The sequence below is a fragment of the Vibrio rumoiensis genome, assembly GCF_002218045.2.
GTDB classification, from domain to species: Bacteria; Pseudomonadota; Gammaproteobacteria; order Enterobacterales; family Vibrionaceae; genus Vibrio; species Vibrio rumoiensis.
The window spans coordinates 447,858-465,219 of the sequence record NZ_AP018685.1 but is presented as its reverse complement, the minus strand read 5'-3'; the positions used below and the strand labels follow the sequence as shown (position 1 = coordinate 465,219).

The following is a 17,362-nucleotide window of genomic DNA, read 5'->3' as shown; positions in this document are numbered from 1 at the left end:
ATTAAGATACATTGCCTCTCCTTAACGCTAGGGAGTGCTCAGTAATAACCAACTCACTTGTTGTCCAGTGGTAAAATGATTGCGTCAATGGTGCTAAAACTATCTTTCTCGCAATAGCTAATCGGAATGCTTCTATATGAAAACCAGGTTCTACTTGGTAACTATCATCAAGTTGAGCACACAAGCCACCGACTTTTACGTTTTGATGAGTTAACAGGCGTTCCACTATGCTCAACAGTTCTTGGTTTGAACGTTCACCGGAATCATTAACTAATGCAGGATGAATCCATTGTAGATTCTCTTTTAGGCCAGGTTCAATTTGGCGTTCAGTGAATATACGCCAGTCAGCTCCCTTATTATCCCAATACGCTTTTTCAATTTGGAGCTTATCGATAACTCGGGGATCCGTTAACTCTTCAACATACTTAACAGTCAATGCCAATTGTTTCTGCTTTTTTAAATCTAACAGCAAATCTGTAGTAACAACTTTGAGCTTGCCTGAAATCTGAGGATGTTTGATTCCTAACTGCCGGCATATTTCCAAAGTATCCTCGATGGGAATGGGAAACTGCTCGCGAATATCGATGGTATTGGAGGAGTAATCAAATGAGAGGAAAGCAGCTAACTCAAGTCGAGATAGAAGATGATGGACTCGACCAACCGTAACGCTGTTACTGCGACAGCTTTCGCCCAAACTACTTAATTCATGAATATAGATAAAAGGCTGATAATCTTTACCCACGCCTTTTCCTCGTGTGTTGAACTTTTTGAGATCGGTGTACACGAGTAATAAAGTCTCATACTAACAACCATCTAACTCATTGATTTTTTTATCAATGAAAAACTCCTCAGAAAAATAAAGTATCATACTGAAACGAGCACCACAGCCCAAATGGAGTCGAAACTGAGTAATAGAGTTTCATACCCGTTGTTTGTTTTTACAGTCTTAAGGTTCGCTCCAAATAATCAACAAGCTTATCTTGCAAGAGGATAATTACAGTTCGTCGCTTAACCTATGCTCTATCGTATCACTGGAGAAAAACAGCGATAAAAGGCATCGCTATCCGACCAATCGCACCATAAACCTATCAGCCCACTTCTCTAGGTCAGCAGGATCTAACAACCCTTTGTGCTTACATGATGGGTGGGAAACACCTTTGAAGTTACCTACGCCACAGATCTCTTCAAGGTAATCTGTAGGCCAAGAAATTGACTTCTTAACTATTCGAGTTGCGAGTTCCCTCATTTTATCTTTCAGACTTCCTTGGCTACTTAGTTGCAGCACCATCGTTGATAGTGAATCTTTGGCATCAGAGGTATCGACTTCGATGATATGAAATACACTGCCTTGGTAAGCAACCTCAACAATAGCAATACATCGAGGGTTCGCATCGTCGGCTAGCATGTGTTTTTTGCAACGTGGAAGCTTGGGCAACTTAGCTAAGGGGAAACGTTTCATATAAAGTCCATCAAGTTTTTCTAGTCTATCCATCACATCAAAGAAACAGTCAAACTTGTTCTTATAGAGATCGGCATCATCCGTTTCATCATTCAAAATGTCGTAATCGGCACCGGGGATAGTTCCTGTAATATCGCTTTCATTAGGGGATAAAGTCGAAGAAACCTCCCCTGGCTCATCTTCATCTGGCTTACCGCTCTTAGTGTCTTTGACCTTGTTCGTGGTCTTGTTGGTCTTAAATGGGGTGGCGAAAGAACACTGCACAGCATCCGTACCTAATGTAACTCGCTTCTCGTTTTGGTTTGCATCTTCACTATCGTCAAGATCATGGTCTTCAGGGCGTTCTGGACGCCCTTTGTAAGTTCCACCTCCTTGAGCATTAATTTTTCGCTCAAATTTAGGATGATAGAAATCGATCTCTTCTGGCATTGAAGATGGCAAATTATCGATTCGTCTGACTTCCCAAGCAAAGAAACTGTTAGTATTCCAGTCACTCCACCCAGCAACTTGAAGTGAAGCTCCTTGCAGGCTTGGCGGTATAAATGAAAAATCCCACTTCTGATATTGACCTTGAAAATAATGCTCTTTCATCATAGTTTGCTGAATACTATCAAACGACTTTCTCGCTTCAGGATCCATTAACACCCAACTTAGAAAGCGACGACACTTATCATCATTGTAGGCGTCAAGTGGGTAACTAGACGCTGGCATTGCGTCTATCTTCCAATGACCATCTCGTTCTTTGATATTGAAATCTGATGATAGTCTGCCGTGCTCAAGGCACACTCTCGACATGTAGTTATCGTGTAAGAACAGAACTCTGGCGAACTCAAACTGTGGCAAAAAAACAACGGTTCCATCTTTCAGTTCAATTTCAAAGCACCATTGCTCTTGGTTTCGCTCTTTTATCTTCATTGAGCCGAGAGCAGGACACTCATTTAACCGCTTTCTCTTCCATCGTTGAGCATTCTCAACTTTAAAGGTTAAAAGCTTACCTTTCGTCGTATTGCCCTGATTAGCACTCAATGTTTTATGCCGACGAATCAATGGAGCACCAGAAATCCGTATTGATGGACGATCGACTTTTTGCGAAAAAGAAAGGTTAACTCCCCAGTAAACATTATCCCTTTTCTTAAATAACGAACCGATACCAAGCACTATGGCGCTTTCGGGGATGTGCTTATAGCTGTAGTTACCCATATACCTTCCATCAATCCTTGTAGAAAACAGCGAGTCAATGGCATTAGACGCTCTTCACTCAAACCTGAGTTCCTGAGCAAACGCCACCGTTCAATTTGAATAGGCTGTAAATGTTGAGAAATATACTCATTGGTCAGTCGACGGATCTGATATTGTGTGACCGATTCCGAGTACTTAAGAAGAAACTGTCGAGTGAGGGGCAGATTGCGATACTTTCGTTCAGGCATCGCACCGAGCCCCATTTTTGCGAGCAAATACGTAGCTGATAGCCGTGGTGAGAAATCATTCTGCTCATGCTCTCTAAGCGTTTTAAATAAACGGCGAACGAGCTTCTTATCCCTAACCGTCCAATTTACACGCTTACCCTCATAGCGGCTCTCTCTTCGGTATCGCTTGTTGATTTTCATAAGCCACTCATAGTCATGCCGATACAGCCATATATACAAACTTTGTGAGCCATTCAACCTTGCTCGCTTGCTCCCATGAGCCTTGAGTAAAGTGATCCATTGCAACCTTTTGCTTCGATCAATAACGAGATCCAAGCTAACTTTCTGAGTAATAGGTTTATTCGTAGGATATTGCTTAACACTTTCAACAACCGTAGAGGCACAAGGCACTTTCCCAAAAAGACTAGAGAGAACCACCAAGTGCTGTAGGAAACTAAACGACTTTCGATGTTTGCGCAGAATATCCTTAGCCCAACAGGTTTCCTTATCTGTTATCAAAAGATAACTCCCTGATAGCCACTCTTGACTCCAATGAACATTAATTTTCTCAGCCACCTCAGAATGATTAATATACGCCCCTCTATGGCAACCAAATTGAACGGCTAAGTCACGGTAATAACAACTCCACTGGTAAGCGGTAGGAGATGTGTTTGGCATTATCCTTAATAGTTGTTGAGCCCAATTAGCAACCCACAATGACTCTTTTCTTAACACTCGAATCGGATTGTCATTGCTCGATATGTTCGCAGGATAAAACTGATGCCGCTTTTCATGGTGGAGTGGTAGTGCTGATTGAAGTAACGGAGTTTGGTGTTTCAGGCACCAAGTCACACCAGGTACTTGCCAACCTCTAACCCAATACTTTTCACCATATAGGGTGCGTTGCTCCTCAAAGCACTTAGGACAATATCGAAGATACTGCGTCTGCTTCACAAGAGAGGCAACTACACCAAAAACGATATGAATAGCCCCTTTAGATTGCTCAGCCATCCACTCAATACCATCTTGTCGCTTAGCCTCACTGACAAAGGGAGCATAGATAGGAAAAAGCGTATGCTGATATATCAATGACAGAGTAGTTAGCTCCAATGATGATGGATACTGACCCGATATTTGAGATAAGTGACTTGGTAAATCGACAGTTGGGATTACCTTTCTATCTTCAAAAACGGTTTCTAAAAGTAACTTTGGTGAGGTTATACCAGCATGAACTCCCGCTCTTGCCACAACGCTATAAATCAGCTCTTCTGGGTAAGGAACGGGAAAGCCAAGCATTTAATTAACTGCTCTCAAGTCGAGCATTTGCCCTCTTTCTTTGAGCGCACTGTAAAACGATTCGGTTTCGTTTAGCTGAGAATGAATAAAGCGTAAGTCATTACTCTCTAAGCCACCCCAGTCTTTATGCTTAACCAATTCAGCTTTCACTGCCTTCGGCTCTTTAGACTCCTGCACTTTCGATTCTTCATACCACTCAAGTATCATTGGCATCATATCTCGTAATGTCAGCTTTGGCTGCTCTTCAAAGATGCGCTCAATCAGCGGCACTAAAAGCTCAGATTGGCAATCCATTTGAACTAGCATGTTATAAAGACGCATAGCTTGTTCGTTATTGCTAAACGGCAGTTCTGGCTCATCAGGCAGTTCACTAATCTTCTGATATAGAGTAAGTGCTTTCTTATCAAAATCAGATAAGTGAAGATCGGAGTACTTATTGATTGCTGTAGAATCTTGCCTCCTCAAAGCATCAAGCATCGCATGTACCGGTTTTAGTTCGTCCTCATATACAGATCTCATAACATCGACAGTAATACGCTCTAGATTTGTCGCAATTGCACGTAATTGAGCTAACACAAATAGTTTGACGACGATATCTAGAACACCCTGGGATAACTCATACCAACAGTCTCTAATCTCATCACTGAGTACTTCATCTCGCTTATTAAGCCACTGATAGCGCCAAAGCTTATTAGTAAAAGCAACCCATTCATTTCTAGCTCTTGGATCTTTGGGGTACTGCCTCATAGGTGACCATTCAAGAGAGCCAATACCCGTTGTTCTCCTAGCCGATTGGAGTTCAATCTCAAATAATGGTCGAGCTTTGGGAGTGCCGACTAACACAACAGGAATACCCACTGTATTAACTAGCTCAACAAAGAACTCTAGCATTTGTTCTCGACCTACAAATCTTTTAACTCTCAAGCGTTGAATTTCATCTATGACTAAAACGCCAATCGCCCGTTCATTTGCGACCTGTCCCATTAAATTCAGTAAGTTATCTTCCCCTAAAGTAGCCGTCCGATACTGCTTAAGATAAGTAGTGCCCAGACACCGATCTACTTCTCTAAAAAAATTCAAACACAAACTTTTCTGCGAACCATTATTGGGACACTCAATTTTTAAATAGCTCAGTTGATAGAAATTGTGCTGTTCGTGGTAAATAACCTGAGGGTAAGTAGCAAGGATACGTCCCAATGTTGAGCTTTTACCACTCCCAGAACACCCAATCAATGACAAGCAAGTAGCTGTTGTTAATACATTGCTGAATCGCTGGCTTTCAGAATCACCAGCCATAATCCGTTCGTAACCATCTTGTAAACGCTCATTTAACGACCCATCAGTTATGTTCCTGCTGACATAACCTCGACGTATCATTATCGATATTTTTTCTTCCAAGAGGACGTGCTGAGAGAGGGGTTGAAAGAAATCATCGAGCAAAGAGGCAACCATATGTGCTCTTTTGCGTGGTTTAGCCCTTAAATTATCCAAAGAAAAATTAACCTTACCCTTTAACCCCTCTTTGAGTTGCTTAATCTCCATAATCGGAGTTAAAGCTTCAATGAAGGGGTTTCCATCATAAGATGGGTTACCCGTGGTTCGGTAAAAGGCTTTGACGTACTCTTTCGGCAAAGTCATCAATCGTCATCCTCATCAAATAATTCATCGACATAGCTTGGGTAGTGGTAACTATCATCAGGCTCGGCTAAATGAATAATCTCAGCACTATCACGTTCCTCATCACTTACTTGAGTTCTTCGATGCTCCCGCTCCCTTTCAAGCTCATCTTTTTTATTTGGTCTGATTGCTGAAATTCGATCAGATTTAGTAATGGTAGAAACATCAGGGCTCGATTTTTCAGCTTGCTTAATTTTCTCAATCACTCGGCGTTCATGGGCTCTTTTATGTGTATCTGAGCGTACTTTACTGGTTGCTGTTGTCGCCTTTTGTTGTCCCTGTCGCTGCCAGACTTCCCAAAAAGAGCACCCTACAAACTCTCGTGAGCGATCTGATAACCGACAAACCCAGTATTCAGCGCTATCACTAAAGGGAAACAAGTAAATCTCATCAGCAAGATTGGGATCGTAAGCCACCATTACTTCGTCTGGTTTAGATACATGACGGTTTCGATGCATCCAACCTTCAGCCAGTACTTCTGCCGAGGTGTAATAGACACCAAATAAGCAGACACCAAATCGAGACGTTGTCGCTTTAGAGCGTGGTAAAAGTCCAAGTCGAATATCATCTTTAGAGGCCGTGCGTAATCGACCAGTACGATTTTGAAGTCCCCAATTCCACAGTTCTAATGGAACAAGAGGAAGGTCTACAGGCATATCCGGTGAGCGGTCATACTTTTCTAATACCGCATATTGATTGTGATAAAGAATGGAAGAAAGAATAATCTCTTTGAAATCAGAGACCGAAAGCTTGGCATCAAGACGGTAGTCTTTACCACCACGTTTCTTAACGGTCGTGCCACTCACGACCCCTGGAGCAAACGGGGTAAAATCAGCTTGTAGCCACTTAAAGGTATTTTCAACAATCCCCTTAGCTGCACCTCGATATGGCGGTGTATTTTCGATTCGCACCGAAAAGCTCTTCTCTAAACTCTCAATTTGATGGCCGAGAAGTTCACCCCGATCTGCTAAGATTGCATCAGGTAAACCAATTGCAGGGCAATCTTCTGAATCAATCTCGATGTTGAACTCACGACACAGCTCTACTTTATCGGTCATTGCACTTTGAAGTGCCAACATTGCAGCCACATAGGATGGGTTTTCAAAACCTACATAAAAGCCAACTACTAAACGGCTAAAGACATCAATAACGATGTAAACAACAGGCCGCCCTACAATCCAGCTTCGATTGAGATCCGATACCACGTAGATATCAGCGATGGTGGCATCAATTTCAAAACGAGAGCCTGGCCCTAGCGCATGCATGTTAGCCGTACTTTTCAGTGGGCTAATATCATTACTGAACGCATTAGGTTTCGCTCTGCTTTTTAACTTCTCAACTTGGGTGTATTCACGTTCATAGAAGTGCTTCATCTGCCAATTTGAAGGAATCTCTTCTTCCGGTGTACCTGGAAAATAGTTCTGATACATATCCTTAAAACGTCGATGTGCATAAGGAAATGAGTAGCCTTTATCAGTAAGGAGATACTTTTGAATGGCGATACGAAAGAGCTTTTCAATAAATTCATCGACATTAACACCCACACCAGGCATGTACTTTCTTGGTCTGCCAAGTTTCTTATCCCCAGGAATACGCTTCTTCCCTTTTGCACCGGAGTTCTTATAGTCTGGTAGTAATGCGTTTGCACTTTGCCCTCGCTGCCAATACTGACGAATCAAGCGGTACAAGGTTTGTTTGGTTGTCCTATGAGAGCTCAACACTAATCGTATAGCTTCTCCACGCACTTCCGGCTTATAGAACTCGTCTAACTCGATGATTGGTCGTATTAACTCATAGTTCGTATCACGCTTTATCTGAGCAACGCTTCCTTCTTCGGGGGCAAGCATAACTAGGTAAGAATACGGGTCATCAACTCGATTGAGGATTTCATCTTGTATTGCTAGCTTAAGAGAGTGGAGATCTATGATGCTAGGAAAGTCGCTTTTGTCATCAATGGAAATCCAGACATAGCTATCACCAAGTTGGCTTAATATTCGATATTTTTTATCTTCAAACTGAAGTACTTCATTGATTTGAAACATGGCGAGCCCTTATCAAGGTAACCATATTTTCAGGAACCAAATCCTGAGCGGTCAGCAAGTGGAATGGATGAGACATATCGTAGTAAAAGCAACGATTAGCAAGCAGTTGCCTTATCTCATAGATGGAAGTGCCGTTTGGTTGATTGTAGGTTTGATCGACATATTTACAGGTATCTACAATAGTCTTTTGAGGATATTGCTGAAATAACTCACTATAAAACGCTGTACGATCTATCAAAATATCATCGGAAACTTCATCTCTCTCAGCAGGGTAGATCCAACTGATGTTCTGAACTAAAGTTTGCGATACATCTTTTTCTGTCACCAAATACCACGGGATCTGTTTCATCAACCAAAATCGCCGCTCTAGCTCTAGTTTCTCAACTATTCTCGGATCTTCTAAGGCATCAGAATATTTAGCTTGGATAACGTATTGAGGTTGTTGTTTATCTAAGCTATCAACTAAGAAGTCTGATGACATGAACAACTTAACACCCCTTTCAGCAGGGTGTTTGATGCCATACTCAGAAGCAAGTTGAAGTGTATCTTCACGATTGAGAGGGAACTGTTCTCGAATATCTAGTGTTTGTGAGTTCCATTCGAGAGTAAGGAATACTGCAAGTTCAAGATCTGAAAGTAAATGGTGGGTACGTTGGCTTTTATGACCAAAAACACGATGAGATCGCCCGTCAGAAGGAACATCTCGAACCGTTATCCAAGGAAGGTAGTCAGCTCTCTGCCCACTACCTCGACCTTGCTGAATCCAACGGTTGTATTTAGCTTCTGATGGAGAATATTTGCCTCTTGCCATATGAACCAAAACTAGAAAATTGAACATAAAACAAGCATAAAGGGCTAACAATAGGTATGCAACTTTATTACTTAATTTAAGTCATTAGAGAATTGATAGTCACGATATACGGACAGCTTCTACCTCACAATTCCAAGTAGCTTTGTTTACCGTCTGAAACGAAATTGGACAGAAACAATTCAGACGCTTTGGGCGTAATCTACCCATCGAATGACTTTTGGCATCCCAAACGTACTCAGTCACAGTTTTTAACGGTATCTGAGTTGGACTAGGCTGGACCATTTCTAACATGATCGATTTTGGGAGCGAATATTTTTTATGCTGCCACACTGAATGTTAATGCACGAAAAACTATCACGAAACGATTTGTGCCACTTTCTTCCTGAGTAGCTCCCGAAAAGCAATAACAGCTGGGCTAACCTGCTCTCGGCTTGGATAGATTAGATTTAACTCAAAAGATGGTGATTCAAAGCCTGGTAAAAGCTGTACAAGTTGCCCACTACGAAGATCTGATTGGACATCTATCTGAGAGCGATACGCTATCCCTTTGCCACTAACCGCCCATCTACGAACTATGTCGGTATCATTGCTTACTCGATTGCTATCCAATTTGACTTTGTATGAACCAGAATGTTCAGCGTACTCCCAACCGTTAAATAAACGACCAGCCCGACAGTGCAATAAGCAATTATGCTCCTTCAAGCTATTAGGGTGCGTTGGCTCACCATGTTTAGATATATAGGCAGAGGATGCGCAGGTGCCCCTGCTCATGGTCGCGATATGAAATGAAACCATAGATGAGTCTTCTGGTTTTCCGTGACGCAGAGCCATATCAACCTGAACCAGAAAAAATCTGAAATCGAATCACCGACAGTCAGATCAATAGACAATAAGGGGGGCTGTTCGAGCAACTCTTCTATCTCGGGTAAATAGAGTATTGCGCCAAACCCTTAGCTTACCTTGCGTCTGATGTGTAACCCTTATCATATTAAGATAAATAACAAAAGTACAAATACATATATTAATTTTTGTAAGTGTTCACCAAACCCTATTGACATAAAAACTGTGACCTCTAGCACTTGATCCCACTTTAGGTATTGAGTGATCATTTTTGAGCTTCATCATAGTTATATGACTAGAAAAAAAGCTCCTAAATACCAAGACGCACCACCTAAAGTCTCTGATCTGAATGAGGCTAAGGTGCTTATTGATGAGCTGTGGGAGCAGCTCAGGCACTATGAAGATAAGCTTACCACTAGCTCCAAAAACTCTTCAAAATCGCCCTCATCAGACAGTCCTAAAGATCGCCATGAGCGAAAAAAGATGAAAGCTCTGGTGGTCGCAATTCGAGAGGAGCTAAAAAAGGCCACACAGGGCATCAACGAAAACTTTCCCCGTTAAAAGACACGGATATCATTATTGATTGCTTCCCTGATAGTTGTCCTTGTTGCGAACAGTCTGACATTGATGTTCATGACGGCCCTTACTACCGACACCAAGTCTTTGATATTCCCAAGCCCACTGTCGATATCACCGAATACCGTTTATTTTCAGGTCAATGTCGGCATTGCAAAGAAGCCGTCAAAGCTCAAAAGCCTGACGATGCATCACAAGGGATTATAGGGCCTAACTTATTAAGTTACATTGGGGTTCTTGCGGGGCAATATCACCTCAGTGTTCGAAAAATCCAATCTCTTCTCAAAGAACAGCTTGGCACAACCTTTTCAGTTGGCGCGATCAGCGAAGCTCAAACGAAAGTCGCTTCAATGCTAACGCCATTACATCAAGCGATAAAACAAGCATTAAAGAAAGCGCCTTTGATTCATGCTGACGAGACCTCTCATCACAGAAATGATGAACAAAGCCTTCGCTGGTGTTGGTTAGTGGCAAGTGATGACCTTGTCTATGAGCAAATACTTTATTCGCGCTCGACCTCATCAGCGAAAAAGGTCATTGATGAAGACTATGCAGGCATTGTGGTCAGCGACCAGTGCCCTAGCTATAACTGGATAGCCGCAGACCGTCATCAGTTATGTTGGGCACATGTGAAGCGTAACCTTCAGCAAATGGCGGATTATAGTGGCGGTGGCCACACCGCTTATATTGGCAGACATCTTTGTTTGCTGACGAACGCCATTTTCCATACTCGGCATCGTTATGAACAAGATGAGTTAAATTATGCGCTATACTTACGAAGAATGCGTAGGTTGCAGAAATCGTTCGATCATTGGTTGAGCAAAGGGACTGATGTCATGGTCAAGCGATATCGGGGGCGATGCAAGTTACTGCTCAAACATAGAGAGAGCTTGTGGGTTTTCCTCAAGAAAGTGTCAATCCCCTTAACCAATAATGAAGCTGAGCGATGTATTAGAGGTTTTGTAATCCAAAGGAAAATCAGCTTCGGAACGACCTCGGATGCAGGCGATAAATTCCGCAGTAGGATACATACCCTCATCGAAACCTGCAAAAAACGTGGCTTGTCGGCAATGTCAGTGTTGAGTGAGATCATCACGGCTGTTGTGGCGAAGAGACCGTACCCCAACATCTTTGATCTATAGGCTGTTCCCCGTTAATATCGAGTCAAGTTACCTTGGTGAACGATTACGTTTTTCTTTGGTTGGAAAGTTCTATTTTCATGTTTGGTAGCATGATCCTGTTCAAGGATAAAATCAAGCATCTTCAATGATCACGGGTATATAATCATTAATATATTCGCAACTGTGAATATAGGTGACTTAAAACATTATTTCTATATAATATAAATTAAAAGATGTCATCATTTATCGCAGTGATTATTCTTACAAAGTTGATGATAAAATAGTTCATCACTAACGCATGACTAACACAACACTATCTATTGGGTAATAAGCTTCGCTTGCTCTTGGTAATTCAATGAAAAAAAAACTCACCACCGAACAACTAGACTTCGTCGATGATAAGTCATCAGCATTAATGCTAAGCACCACTTATACGACCAAAATCATGCTCTGGACAATCGTGGCTTTTTTTATTATCGCGATCATTTGGGCATCTCTGACTAAGCTTGATAAAGTAACGACAGGAACGGCTAAAGTTATTCCATCCACTCAGATGCAAGTGATACAAAACCTTGAGGGTGGTATTGTTAAACAAGTGCTTGTTCGTGAAGGCCAACCGGTTAAAAAAGGCCAACGTCTACTTTTAATTGATGACACACAAGCGCGCTCTGACTTTCAAGGCAAAGCTTCTGATATTGCCAATATGCAAGCCGACCAATTTCGTCTAAAAGCACAAATTTCTGCCGTAAAAATTGATACGAAAAAAGCGAAGCAAACCAGTAATTGGGAAGATAGCGTTATTGTAGATGAGTCAATTCTTCCTATGTTCGATGAAGATTTTGCAAAAAAGCACCCAATATTGGTTACTCGTCAGTTAAGTGAATATCAAGGTAACGTGTCTAACCTTGAGAACCAATTGTCAGTTGCAAGACAACAGGTCACACAAAAACAACGTGAACTAGATGAAAACCGCTCACGTTATAGAAGCCTACAAAGTAGTTATAATGTGGCAAGTCACGAATTTAATATAACAGAGCCATTAGCAAAAGATGGCGTGGTCCCCGAAATTGAATTGTTAAAATTACGTCGTCAGTTGATTGATACTCGTCGTGATTTGACTTCAACCAAAATGCAGATCCCGGTTGCTGAATCTGCAGTCCATGAAGCGATATTAAAATACTTAGACATTGCTCTAAAGTATCGTAGTGATAATCAAAACGAATTAAATAAGGTCAGTGCACAATTATCTAGCCAAAGTGAATCTCAAGTTGGATTACAAGATAAAGTAAACCGCACCGTCGTTACCTCACCTGTTACCGGCACTATTCAAAAAATTTATATCAATACTATCGGTGGAGTTATCCAGCCTGGTATGGATTTAATCGAGATTGTACCAACAGAAGATACCTTACTCATTGAAGCGAAAATTGCCCCTCAAGATATCGGTTTCTTACACCCTGGATTACCAGCATTAATTAAATTTACCGCCTACAACTTCTCTACCTACGGTGGCCTTGAAGGTACGGTTGAAACAATCAGTGCAGACACGATTCAAGATGACGAAGGTAATAGCTTCTACCAGGTTAAAATTCGAACCAATGAAAGTGCTTTAACCAATAAAGACGGAGCATCCTTACCAATTATTCCTGGTATGACTGCCTCGGCCGATATTATTACCGGCAAACGCACCGTAATGGGCTACCTATTAAAACCGGTTCTCAAAGCCACCAATTCTGCACTAAGAGAACAATAAGCATCATCAAGTCATTATAACGATTTCTGCAAGTTGGTTTTCAGTCGAAAAAATCAGTTTATCTCTCTTGGTCTATTACCATAATTATTTAATGAGAAATGATATGACATTGTACAAACAGCTATTAACTTGGAGTATGGGGATTTTTATCACTATATCCGTAGTTTTATTTGCCCTTGAATTCCATCACACGCGTAACGACTTAATCGAACAACAAACGGTTCGCTTCGATGACACATTAAATGCTGCCACTTTTGCTCTTTCACCTTATCTACAAGGTGACGACTTAGAAGAAGCTCAAACTATTATCAAGAAAATATTTGATAATCATAACTATCAATCGACAACTCTGATATCAATTACATCGAGTGAAGCCATTAAGCTCAATTTCAAAGAACCCAAAAATTCTATACCTAGTTGGTTTATGACATTATCGAATATTAAACCTATCCAGAAAACGGTACAAATCAGCTCTAACTGGCAACCATTAGCCAATCTAAAAGTAATCAATCGCCCTACCTTTGTTTATGAAAAGCTGTGGAATAACACTAAATCTATTCTTTTTGCTCTAACATTTTGTGGCGTGATTCTGATTGTAGGATTATCGATAGTATTCCGTCGAATTTTAGTACCGTTACAGATTATCCAAGTTAGCGCTCAAAATCTTGCTAACAATAAATTTGATGAAGTATTGGAAACCTCTAAATACCGAGAATTAAATGATGTCGTTTCAGTATTTAATCAAATAACCAAGCAACTGCGTACACACTTTGAACAACAATCAGAAGAAGCAAACAAACTACGTGTTCGTGCGTACCAAGATCCAGTATCAGGATTGGCTAATCGCAAATACATGATGACTCAACTTAAATCTTGGATTGAAAGCGGGTCAACAGGTGGTATTGCCCTTCTCAAGGTCGATCAACTTGATGACGTGTATGAAAAAGAAGGATATATCCAAGGTGATGAACTGACTCGTAGCTTTGCTGCATCATTAATGGAAATTTCTTCAGATGAGTTCAATATTGCTCGTTTAAACAATTCTGAGTTTATGCTATTAGCTCCAAACATATCAGATGAAGATATGCTTGAGTTGGGTCGCGCTATGCTTAACCGTGTCGCCGAATTACAAAACGATCCACTTGATATTGCCCCACTTCAAGCTGCTGTTGCTTTAATTATGAAGCAAACTGACGACAGTATTTCAGATCTCCTTGCTCGCGCTGATAACGGCTTAGTACAAGCTCGTGCTAATCGCGAAGAACCAATGTTCTTGGTTCTTGCAGACAGTGATGAAAGCCAACCAAACTTTGGTAAACAACAATGGAAAGCCATCGTAGATGAAGCCATTGCTAATAAAGAATTTATTTTCAACTACCAGAAAGCTATCGACAGCAATAATCAAATGCTCCACCAAGAAGTATTTGCTGCTATACAAAAGACGACACTCGCTATTCAGCAGGTAGCTTTTGAATGCCCTTGAAAGCCTAGATAAAGGCCAAGACTTTGATATGTACATCATCGACGCAGTATTTGAGCAAGTCGATATATACGATCCGAAATATCCAATTGCAGTTAACTTAACTCAAAGCAGTGTTAATGATACTGGCTTTATGCGCTGGTTAAGCCAAAAAATGGAAAGCAATCCTGAATATGCCAACCGCATATTGTTTGAGATTCCTGAAATTTGCTTTATTAAGCAGCCAGATAACACCAAACTACTGTGTAACATCATTACTTCACATAAATACAGTTTTGGTATCGATAACTTTGGTCATAACTTTGGTTCGATTGACTATCTCAATGCCTACCGCCCTGCTTATGTCAAATTGGATTTTGCCTACACTACTCAAATAGATGATAACGAAAAAGCAGATGTTGTTTTCTCCATTGCACGTACTGCCGCCAACTTATCAATCACCACTATTGCTTCTCGTGTAGAAACAATAGAACAGAAAAACAAACTGATCGAACTTGAACTTGGTGGTTTCCAAGGTTTTGTTACTGAGCAAATTAATAATGTTACTGAAGGTCAGGCATAATGAATACCATAAAAGATCCGCTATTAAATTCGCTCGATTATATCAGTCGTTATTACGGCCAAGCCAATTCACCTGACGCGCTCGTTGCAGGCTTACCACTCAAAGATGGTTTACTAACTGTACATTTATTCCCCCGCGCTGCAGCAACCGCGGGCTTAAATGCTAAGCTTGAAGAGTTGCCACTTAATGATTTACCACCACTACTTTTACCGGTAGTTGCATTGCTTAAAAATGGTGACGCATGCGTTATCTTGTCTGTCGATTACGAGAAGAACGAAGCTGAAGTAATCTTGTCGCAAAATGATGACAACACTCAAGAATGGGTTCGTTTAGAAGAACTTAATAAACAATACACAGGCCAACTATTTTTGGTTAAAAAGAGCTTCCGTTACGATGAAAGGTCCCCTGAAGTTCTGAAAAACAACGATGGTCATTGGTTCTGGAGCACGCTGTGGCAATCACGTAAAATTTACCGCGACGTATTCATTGCCTCGATCTTAATTAATATCTTTGCCATAAGTGCCCCATTATTTTCACGCTTAGTATATGACAAAATTGTTCCTAACCTGGCCTATGACTCACTTTGGGTACTAGCTGTTGGTGTTTTTATCATCTTCATTTTTGATTTTATTTTAAAAATGATGCGTAGCTATTTCTTAGATGTGGCGGGAAAGAAATCGGATATTTTGATTTCTTCAAAAATCTTTAGTCATGTAATGGGAACTCGTCTAGAATCTAAGCCCCCTTCCGTTGGTGCTTTTGCAAGACACATGCAAGAATTTGAATCAATCAGAGATTTCTTTACCTCTGCTAGTATTACCACTCTAATTGATTTGCCATTTGCTCTGTTATTTATGCTCGTAATTGCATTCATTGCAGGCCCATTAGCTATAGTTCCTTTAATTGGTGTGATCATTCTGATCAGTTACAGTTTTATTGTACAAAAGCCATTAAGACGCACTATTGAAGAAGGTTCTCGCTTAGCTTCACAAAAAAACTCAAATCTTATTGAGAGCTTATCTGGTCTTGAAACATTAAAAATGTTTGGTGCTGAAAGTCAGTATCAATATCGTTGGGAAGAAGCCGTTGCCCACATGGCAAACTGGAGCTTAAAGTCTCGTCGTCTTACAGATTCACTGCAAAATACAGCGGGGTTCGTTCAACAATTTTTGAACGTAGCAATGATCGTTGTCGGTGTTTACTTAATAGGAAATGGCGACCTAACCATGGGTGGTTTAATTGCAGCTACCATGCTAAGTGGACGTGCAGTTAGCCCGATGATACAAGTAGCGATGCTATCAACTCGCTATAACCAAGCCAAATCTGCGATGGGTATTATCGACAACTTAATGCAAATGCCAACTGAGCAAGAACCGGGCAAGCGTTATATCCACCGTCCTATTATCAAAGGTAAGATCCAATTTGATAATGTGAACTTCACCTACCCGAATGCAACCTCGCCTTCGTTAAGAAATATTAACCTGACAATTAATCCAGGTGAGCGCATTGGTATTATCGGTCGTATTGGTTCAGGTAAAACGACGTTAGAGCGTATCTTGATGGGATTATACCAACCAACCTCAGGTACCGTTTTAATTGATGATACAGATATTAAGCAGTTACATCAGATCGATATACGCCGTAATTTAGGTTGTGTACCGCAAGATATTACTCTGTTTTACGGTAGCATTCGTGACAACATTGCACTTGGACGCCCTCTTGCCAGTGATAAAGATATCATTCTTGCCGCTGAACGCGCTGGCGTAACAAGCTTTACACAAAAGGACAGCGCTGGTTTAGAAAACAAATTGGCGAAGGTGGTGCCGCTTTATCTGGTGGTCAACGTCAAGCGATTGCCATTGCACGTGCACTATTAGGTAAACCACCAGTAATGATCATGGATGAACCAACCAGTAGTATGGATAACCGTACGGAGATGTTCATCAAGCGCCAATTGCGTAACTTTAATAAAGGTGAAACTCTAATCTTAATTACGCATAAAACTGGCATGTTAGACTTAGTCGATCGTTTAATAGTCATGGAACAAGGCCAAATCATTGCCGACGGCCCTAGAGATAAAGTATTACAAGCACTTCGCTCTGGAAAGTCACAGAAATCAGCACCGACTGTTGCTAAAAAATCACCAACACTAGAGGCCAAAACAAGTGATGCTGCACCTTCTGCTTCCGAGCCAAAACCAAGCGAAGATCAGGCGCAAGCAGCAACTAGTACTGTTTCTAGACCAACATCAGCTACGGCGACCAAACAAACAACGACAACCAATAAGAAGAAATCTACCATTCAAACAAGGCCGATTTAACAAACATACAACTAATTTA

11 protein-coding genes and 1 pseudogene are annotated in these 17,362 nt (G+C 41.1%); 5 read left to right on the top strand and 7 right to left on the bottom strand.

Translation table 11 applies throughout. The features are described from left to right. Nucleotide 1: 1 nt before the first annotated feature. From VRUMOI_RS02115 to VRUMOI_RS02085, 7 genes are all read right to left on the bottom strand, one after another. Nucleotides 2-742 carry a TnsA endonuclease N-terminal domain-containing protein gene (locus VRUMOI_RS02115; protein ID WP_231897477.1) on the bottom strand — a complete coding sequence of 247 codons (741 nt, stop codon included), beginning with the start codon at nucleotides 740-742 and terminating at the stop codon, nucleotides 2-4. A 318-nt stretch (nucleotides 743-1,060) separates the two neighbouring features. Next, entirely contained in the window at nucleotides 1,061-2,659 is a 1,599-nt protein-coding gene (locus VRUMOI_RS02110; RefSeq protein ID WP_089138323.1) for a Tn7-like element transposition protein TnsE, read from the bottom strand. Continuing rightward, the gene (locus tag VRUMOI_RS02105; RefSeq protein ID WP_089138324.1) at nucleotides 2,617-4,161 is read right to left on the bottom strand and encodes a TnsD family Tn7-like transposition protein; all 1,545 of its coding nucleotides are present in this window, start codon (nucleotides 4,159-4,161) and stop codon (nucleotides 2,617-2,619) included. The genes VRUMOI_RS02110 and VRUMOI_RS02105 overlap by 43 nt, the downstream gene beginning before the upstream one ends. After that, on the bottom strand, nucleotides 4,162-5,799 hold the full coding sequence (locus VRUMOI_RS02100) for an AAA family ATPase (RefSeq protein WP_089138325.1): 1,638 nt from the start codon (nucleotides 5,797-5,799) through the stop codon (nucleotides 4,162-4,164). After that, a complete protein-coding gene (locus tag VRUMOI_RS02095) occupies nucleotides 5,799-7,880 on the bottom strand; it encodes a Mu transposase C-terminal domain-containing protein (RefSeq protein ID WP_089138326.1) in 2,082 nt (693 codons plus the stop codon). Before VRUMOI_RS02095 ends, VRUMOI_RS02100 begins: the two co-directional genes overlap by 1 nt. After that, nucleotides 7,864-8,718: a TnsA endonuclease N-terminal domain-containing protein gene (locus tag VRUMOI_RS02090; RefSeq protein WP_231897476.1), complete on the bottom strand. Its 855-nt coding sequence runs from the start codon at nucleotides 8,716-8,718 to the stop codon at nucleotides 7,864-7,866. The genes VRUMOI_RS02095 and VRUMOI_RS02090 overlap by 17 nt, the downstream gene beginning before the upstream one ends. A 327-nt stretch (nucleotides 8,719-9,045) precedes the next feature. Beyond that, on the bottom strand, nucleotides 9,046-9,522 hold the full coding sequence (locus VRUMOI_RS02085; RefSeq protein WP_231897475.1) for a substrate binding domain-containing protein: 477 nt from the start codon (nucleotides 9,520-9,522) through the stop codon (nucleotides 9,046-9,048). 300 nt (nucleotides 9,523-9,822) lie between these two features. Here VRUMOI_RS02085 and tnpC point away from each other — a divergent pair. From tnpC to VRUMOI_RS02060, 5 genes and pseudogenes are all read left to right on the top strand, one after another. Beyond that, a protein-coding gene (gene tnpC, locus VRUMOI_RS02080; protein WP_110410665.1) for an IS66 family transposase occupies nucleotides 9,823-11,249 on the top strand; the annotation gives its coding sequence in 2 pieces (ribosomal slippage) (nucleotides 9,823-10,015 and nucleotides 10,015-11,249; 1,428 coding nt in all). Between the two features lie 334 nt (nucleotides 11,250-11,583). Then, a complete protein-coding gene (locus tag VRUMOI_RS02075) occupies nucleotides 11,584-12,981 on the top strand; it encodes an HlyD family type I secretion periplasmic adaptor subunit (RefSeq protein ID WP_089139924.1) in 1,398 nt (465 codons plus the stop codon). Nucleotides 12,982-13,084: 103 nt separating this feature from the next. After that, nucleotides 13,085-14,464 carry a LapD/MoxY N-terminal periplasmic domain-containing protein gene (locus VRUMOI_RS02070; protein ID WP_162598328.1) on the top strand — a complete coding sequence of 460 codons (1,380 nt, stop codon included), beginning with the start codon at nucleotides 13,085-13,087 and terminating at the stop codon, nucleotides 14,462-14,464. Further along, the gene (locus VRUMOI_RS02065; RefSeq protein ID WP_110410632.1) at nucleotides 14,451-15,023 is read left to right on the top strand and encodes an EAL domain-containing protein; all 573 of its coding nucleotides are present in this window, start codon (nucleotides 14,451-14,453) and stop codon (nucleotides 15,021-15,023) included. The genes VRUMOI_RS02070 and VRUMOI_RS02065 overlap by 14 nt, the downstream gene beginning before the upstream one ends. An 8-nt stretch (nucleotides 15,024-15,031) precedes the next feature. After that, nucleotides 15,032-17,142, top strand: a pseudogene (locus tag VRUMOI_RS02060) (type I secretion system permease/ATPase); the annotation flags it as partial. Between the last annotated feature and the right edge of the window lie 220 nt (nucleotides 17,143-17,362).

Coding starts and splice junctions, on each gene's coding strand:
- VRUMOI_RS02100 (WP_089138325.1), bottom strand. CDS start 5,799: ATGACTTTGCCGAAAGAGTACGTCAAAGCCTTTTACCGAACCACGGGT.
- VRUMOI_RS02075 (WP_089139924.1), top strand. CDS start 11,584: ATGAAAAAAAAACTCACCACCGAACAACTAGACTTCGTCGATGATAAG.
- VRUMOI_RS02090 (WP_231897476.1), bottom strand. CDS start 8,718: ATGTTCAATTTTCTAGTTTTGGTTCATATGGCAAGAGGCAAATATTCT.
- VRUMOI_RS02110 (WP_089138323.1), bottom strand. CDS start 2,659: ATGGGTAACTACAGCTATAAGCACATCCCCGAAAGCGCCATAGTGCTT.
- VRUMOI_RS02095 (WP_089138326.1), bottom strand. CDS start 7,880: ATGTTTCAAATCAATGAAGTACTTCAGTTTGAAGATAAAAAATATCGA.
- VRUMOI_RS02085 (WP_231897475.1), bottom strand. CDS start 9,522: ATGGCTCTGCGTCACGGAAAACCAGAAGACTCATCTATGGTTTCATTT.
- VRUMOI_RS02105 (WP_089138324.1), bottom strand. CDS start 4,161: ATGCTTGGCTTTCCCGTTCCTTACCCAGAAGAGCTGATTTATAGCGTT.
- VRUMOI_RS02070 (WP_162598328.1), top strand. CDS start 13,085: ATGACATTGTACAAACAGCTATTAACTTGGAGTATGGGGATTTTTATC.